Here is a 5,309-nt window from a genome sequence, read left to right on the forward strand (position 1 = left end):
CCAACCGGCTCCCCCACCCCACGGAAGGGGCGCCCGGAAAGTGCCGGTCGCCCCTTCTGTGTGTCGGGTAACTGCCGTCAGGCCGACTTCTGTTCGTCCGTGCCGCGGCCTCGGGAGTCGCGGGGGATGAGGGTCGGGTTGACGTTGGAGAGGACGACGTCGGGGGTGATGACGACGCGGGCCACGTCCTTGCGGGACGGGACCTCGTACATCACCGCCTGGAGGACCTCCTCCATGATGGCGCGCAGGCCGCGTGCGCCGGTCTGGCGGAGGATGGCCTGGTCGGCGATGGCCTCCAGTGCCGCACGCTCGAAGTCCAGCTCCACACCGTCGAGTTCGAAGAGGCGCTGGTACTGCTTCACCAGGGCGTTGCGCGGCTCGACGAGGATCTGGAGGAGGGCTTCGCGGTCCAGGTTGTGGACCGAGGTGATGACCGGGAGCCGGCCGATGAACTCGGGGATCATGCCGAACTTGACCAGGTCCTCCGGCATGACGTCCTCGAACTGGTCCTTCTCCTCCAGCTCCCGCTTGGAGCGGATGGTGGCGCCGAAGCCGATGCCCTTGGCGCCGGCCCGCCCCTCGATGATCTTCTCCAGTCCGGCGAACGCGCCGCCCACGATGAACAGCACGTTCGTGGTGTCGATCTGGATGAACTCCTGGTGCGGGTGCTTGCGTCCGCCCTGCGGCGGGACGGAGGCGGTGGTGCCCTCCAGGATCTTCAGCAGGGCCTGCTGGACGCCCTCGCCGGACACATCGCGGGTGATCGACGGGTTCTCGCTCTTGCGGGCGACCTTGTCGATCTCGTCGATGTAGATGATGCCCGTCTCGGCCTTCTTGACGTCGTAGTCGGCGGCCTGGATGAGCTTCAGCAGGATGTTCTCGACGTCCTCGCCAACGTATCCGGCCTCGGTGAGCGCGGTGGCGTCCGCGATGGCGAACGGCACGTTGAGCATCCGGGCCAGGGTCTGCGCGAGGAGGGTCTTGCCGGAGCCGGTGGGCCCCAGCAGCAGGATGTTGGACTTCGCCAACTCGATGGCGTCGTCGCGCCCTTGGGCCCCGCCGTTCTCTCCGGCCTGGACCCGTTTGTAGTGGTTGTACACCGCGACCGAGAGGGCCTTCTTCGCGGCCTCCTGGCCGACGACATACCCCTCAAGGAACTCGTAGATCTCGCGGGGCTTGGGCAGTTCCTCCCAGCGGACCTCGCTCGACTCCGCGAGTTCTTCCTCGATGATCTCGTTGCAGAGGTCGATGCACTCGTCGCAGATGTACACACCGGGGCCTGCGATGAGCTTCTTGACCTGCTTCTGACTCTTTCCGCAGAACGAGCACTTGAGCAGATCGCCGCCGTCACCGATGCGTGCCACGAGGTGCTTCCCCAATCGCCTGGGAGTCGCCGTACCCGGCGGCTCCTGGTGCCTCATATCCGACGGTACCTTGCCTGGCCCCCCGTTAGGGCCCCCCTTGGCACGGTTCCCCGGTGCTCGGCCCGCGCCGTGGAGCGCGGGACGGGGCCGGAGAGCCGTGCCTCGGGGCGGCTGCTGTGAACGTCAGCCGGTCAGGCGACCGAGGAGCTGTTCATCTTGCGGGTGGACACGATCTGGTCGACCAGACCGTAGGCGAGCGCGTCCTCAGCGGTGAGGATCTTGTCGCGCTCGATGTCGTCGCGGATCTTCTCGATGGGCGTGGTGGAGTGCTTGGCCAGCATCTCCTCCAACTGCGAGCGCATCCGCAGGATCTCGTTGGCCGCGATCTCCAGGTCGGACACCTGACCGCGACCGGTCTCGCTGTACGGCTGGTGGATCAGGACGCGGGCGTTGGGCAGCGCCATGCGCTTGCCGGAGGTGCCGGCCGCGAGCAGTACGGCGGCGGCGGACGCGGCCTGGCCCATGCACACGGTCTGGATGTCCGGCTTGACGAACTGCATGGTGTCGTAGATCGCGGTGAGCGCGGTGAAGGAGCCGCCGGGGCTGTTGATGTAGATCGAGATGTCCCGGTCCGGGTCCATCGACTCAAGGCAGAGCAACTGCGCCATCACGTCGTTGGCGGAGGCGTCGTCGATCTGCACCCCGAGGAAGATCACCCGCTCCTCGAAGAGCTTCGCGTACGGGTCGTACTCGCGCACGCCCTGCGAGGTGCGCTCCACGAAGCGCGGAATGATGTAGCGGGACTCGGCGCGCGGGCCGGTGTACTCGGCCGTGCCGCGCTCGGCGCTCGGGCGGTCGTACAGGCCGCTGCCGGGGAAGTCGTTCACTGGTTTCTCCTAGAAGGGCGAGGCGGGCGGATCGGCTGCGGGGTCCGGGTCAGGAACCGGCTCCGGTGCCGCCGCCGCCCGGCATTCCGACAGCGGTAGGCATGATGTCGTCGATCAGGCCGTACTCCTTGGCCTCGATCGGGTCGAACCACCGGTCGCGGTCGGAGTCCCGGGTGATCTGCTCGACGCTCTGCCCGGTGTGCTGGCTGGTCAGCTCGGCCATCCGCTTCTTGGTGTGCAGCAGCCGCTCGGCGTGGATCTTGATGTCGGAGGCGGAGCCGGCGAGGCCCGCGGACGGCTGGTGGATCAGGATCTCGGCGTTGGGCAGCGCGAAGCGCTTGCCCGGGGTGCCGGCGCTCAGCAGGAACTGGCCCATCGAGGCGGCCATGCCCATGGCGATGGTGACCACGTCGTTCTTGATGTACTGCATGGTGTCGTAGATCGCCATGCCGGCCGTGATCGATCCGCCGGGGCTGTTGATGTACAGGAAGATGTCCTTGTCCGGGTCGGCGGCAAGGAGCAGCAACTGCGCGGTGATCTTGTTGGCGATGTCGTCGTCGACCGGCTGGCCGAGGAAGATGATCCGCTCGTTGAGCAGCCGGTTGTAGACCTGGTCACCGAGGCCGCCACCGATGGAAGGCTCGCCGGCGGCGGAGGGCATCAGATTCGTCACGTATCCACCTGCTCGTCTTACGACGGCGCCGGGCCGTCTCACGTCTTCTGCTGGGGCGTGGGACCCCGCTCCGGTCCGCCTCCCGGCGGTTCGGGGACTCCCCTGCCCTCGTATCCATGGACCCTAACGCGCAGGCTGGCGGGTGCCATCCCGCTCCGGTGACTGTTCGCTGTGAGCGCAGGTGCGCGACGGGGGCGCGGGCGCCTGCCACGGGCGCCCCGGCCACCGGAGGGGCGGTGCGCGACGGGGACCGGACGGGCCCCCGGGCGCCGGGTGGCGCTCGGGGGCCCGTGGGATGCCGCTGCGGGACTGGAGGCCCGGGGCGGCGGTCAGGCCTTCTTGTCGTCCTTGTCGCCGGCCTCGTCCGCGGCCAGGGCCTCCTCGGCGCCGGTGGCGGCCTCGGCGACCTCGGTGGCCGTCTCCGTGGCGCCCTCGTCCTCGTCCTCGTCGGACAGGTCGATGATCTCGCCATTGGTGTCCTTGACGGTGGCCGCCTCCACGACGACCGCCAGCGCCTTGCCGCGGGCGACCTCGCCCACCAGCATCGGCACCTGGCCGCCCTCGACGACCGCCTGCGCGAACTGGTCGGGGGACATACCGGAGGAGGCCGCACGCCGCATGAGGTGCTCGGTCAGCTCCTCCTGGTTGACGTTGAGCTTCTCCTTGTTGACCAACTCGTCCAGGACGAACTGGGTCTTGATGCCCTTGACCGCGGCGTCCTTGGTCTCGGTGTCGAACTCCTCCTCGGTCTTGCCCTGGATCTCCAGGTACTTGGCGAGGTCGAGGCCCATCTGACCGAGCTGGTGGTGTTCGAGGTTGTGCTTGCGGGTGTTGATCTCGTCGTCGAGGAGCTTCTCGGGGACGGGGACCTCGACCAGTTCGAGCAGCTTCTCCAGGACCCGCTCCTGCGCCTGGGTGGCCTGGTCGTACTGCTTGGTGTTCTCCAGGCGCTGGCGGCTGTCGGCGCGGACCTCGTCCAGGGTGTCGAACTGGGAGGCCATCTGCGCGAACTCGTCGTCCAGCTCGGGCAGTTCACGCGCGGCGACCTGGGTGACCCTGACCGTGACCTCGGCCTCCTTGCCGGCCGCCGAGCCGCCCTTCAGCTCGGAGGTGAAGGTGGCCTCGCCGCCCGCTTCGAGACCGGTCACGGCGTCGTCGATGCCGTCCAGCAGCTCACCGGAGCCGATGGTGTAGGAGACGCCGTCGGCGACGCCGTCCTCCAGGGCCTCGCCGTCGACCTTGGCGACCAGGTCGAGGGTGACGACGTCGCCCTCCTGGGCGGCCCGCTCGACCGGGGAGGTGGAGGCGAAGCGCTCGCGCAGCTCCTCGACGGCCTTGTCGACGTCCTCGTCGGTGACGGAGACCGCGTCGACCTCGACCTCGATGCCGGAGTAGTCCGGGATCTCGATCTCGGGGCGGATGTCGACCTCGGCGGTGAAGGAGAGCAGCTCGCCGTCCTTCAGCTCGGTGATGTCGACCTCGGGCTGGCCGAGGACGTTGAGCTCACCCTCGTTGACGGCCTCGGTGTAGAACTTCGGGAGCGCCTCGTTGACGGCCTCCTCCAGCACGGCGCCGCGGCCGAACCGCTGGTCGATCACACGGGCGGGGATCTTGCCCTTGCGGAAGCCCTTCACCGTGACCTGCTGGTTGATCTTCTTGTACGCCGCGTCGAGGCTGGGCTTGAGCTCCTCGAAGGGCACCTCGACAGTGAGCCGAACCCGGGTCGGGTTCAGGGTCTCCACGGCGCTCTTCACGGTTCGGTCTCCTTGGTGGCTGACTGCTTGGGTTCTGCGCGGGGCCCGCCGGCGTACGGCGGTCCCGGGCGGCTCGGCCCGGTCCGAAGGAGACGATCTACGAAGACCTACACACACGTAAGAGATACGCAGACACACGGGCACGCAGCTTGCATAGTAACCGCGTGGGGTGGCTGGCCCATAACGTGATCACGGGTCTGCGGAAGCGCGGAGCGGGATGGTCGGGGTGGCGGGATTTGAACCCACGGCCTTCCGCTCCCAAAGCGGACGCGCTACCAAGCTGCGCCACACCCCGTCGGTGCGATGGGTAGGGTACATGGCCGCGGCGGATGCGGTCGCCGCGTTTCACGGCGGCGGCACCGGCCCGGCCGGGCGCTCGCCGGGGCGGTGCGCGCGGACCGGCGGCGGTGTGCGGCGAAGGCCGTCGCTCCGCTACGATGCTCCAGGTACCGAGGTGATCGGCGGCGGCACCGGGCTCTGCCTGTGCGGTCAGGCCGAGGTGCACGTCATGCGGGCGTAGCTCAATGGTAGAGCCCTAGTCTTCCAAACTAGCTACGCGGGTTCGATTCCCGTCGCCGCGCTGGACGCGGAGTTCGGGCAGGGCGGGCGAGATGAGCGTCAACGTGCTGAC

The 5,309-nt window shown here is 68.4% G+C and carries 4 protein-coding genes and 2 tRNA genes; 1 reads left to right on the forward strand and 5 read right to left on the reverse strand.

What is annotated here, in order from left to right; all coding sequences use genetic code 11:
- Nucleotides 1-77 precede the first annotated feature (77 nt).
- From clpX to ACFVST_RS29185, 5 genes are all read right to left on the reverse strand, one after another.
- Entirely contained in the window at nt 78-1,364 is a 1,287-nt protein-coding gene (clpX, locus tag ACFVST_RS29165) for an ATP-dependent Clp protease ATP-binding subunit ClpX (protein WP_390156606.1), read from the reverse strand.
- Nucleotides 1,365-1,555: 191 nt separating this feature from the next.
- Nucleotides 1,556-2,251, reverse strand: coding sequence for an ATP-dependent Clp protease proteolytic subunit (locus ACFVST_RS29170; RefSeq protein WP_390156607.1), 696 nt, complete (start codon nt 2,249-2,251; stop codon nt 1,556-1,558).
- A 49-nt stretch (nt 2,252-2,300) separates the two neighbouring features.
- A complete protein-coding gene (locus tag ACFVST_RS29175) occupies nt 2,301-2,912 on the reverse strand; it encodes an ATP-dependent Clp protease proteolytic subunit (protein WP_390156609.1) in 612 nt (203 codons plus the stop codon).
- Nucleotides 2,913-3,253: 341 nt separating this feature from the next.
- Nucleotides 3,254-4,678, reverse strand: coding sequence for a trigger factor (gene tig / locus ACFVST_RS29180; protein WP_390156608.1), 1,425 nt, complete (start codon nt 4,676-4,678; stop codon nt 3,254-3,256).
- 218 nt (nt 4,679-4,896) lie between these two features.
- Nucleotides 4,897-4,973, reverse strand: a tRNA-Pro gene (locus ACFVST_RS29185).
- Between the two features lie 215 nt (nt 4,974-5,188).
- Here ACFVST_RS29185 and ACFVST_RS29190 point away from each other — a divergent pair.
- Nucleotides 5,189-5,258, forward strand: a tRNA-Gly gene (locus ACFVST_RS29190).
- Nucleotides 5,259-5,309: the final 51 nt, after the last annotated feature.

The organism is Streptomyces sp. NPDC058045 (genome assembly GCF_042885635.1).
In the GTDB taxonomy this organism is placed as follows: Bacteria; Actinomycetota; Actinomycetes; order Streptomycetales; family Streptomycetaceae; genus Streptomyces.

Excerpts from the sequence above, each read along its gene's own strand:
- ACFVST_RS29175 (WP_390156609.1), bottom strand. The coding sequence starts at position 2,912 with ATGCCCTCCGCCGCCGGCGAGCCTTCCATCGGTGGCGGCCTCGGTGAC.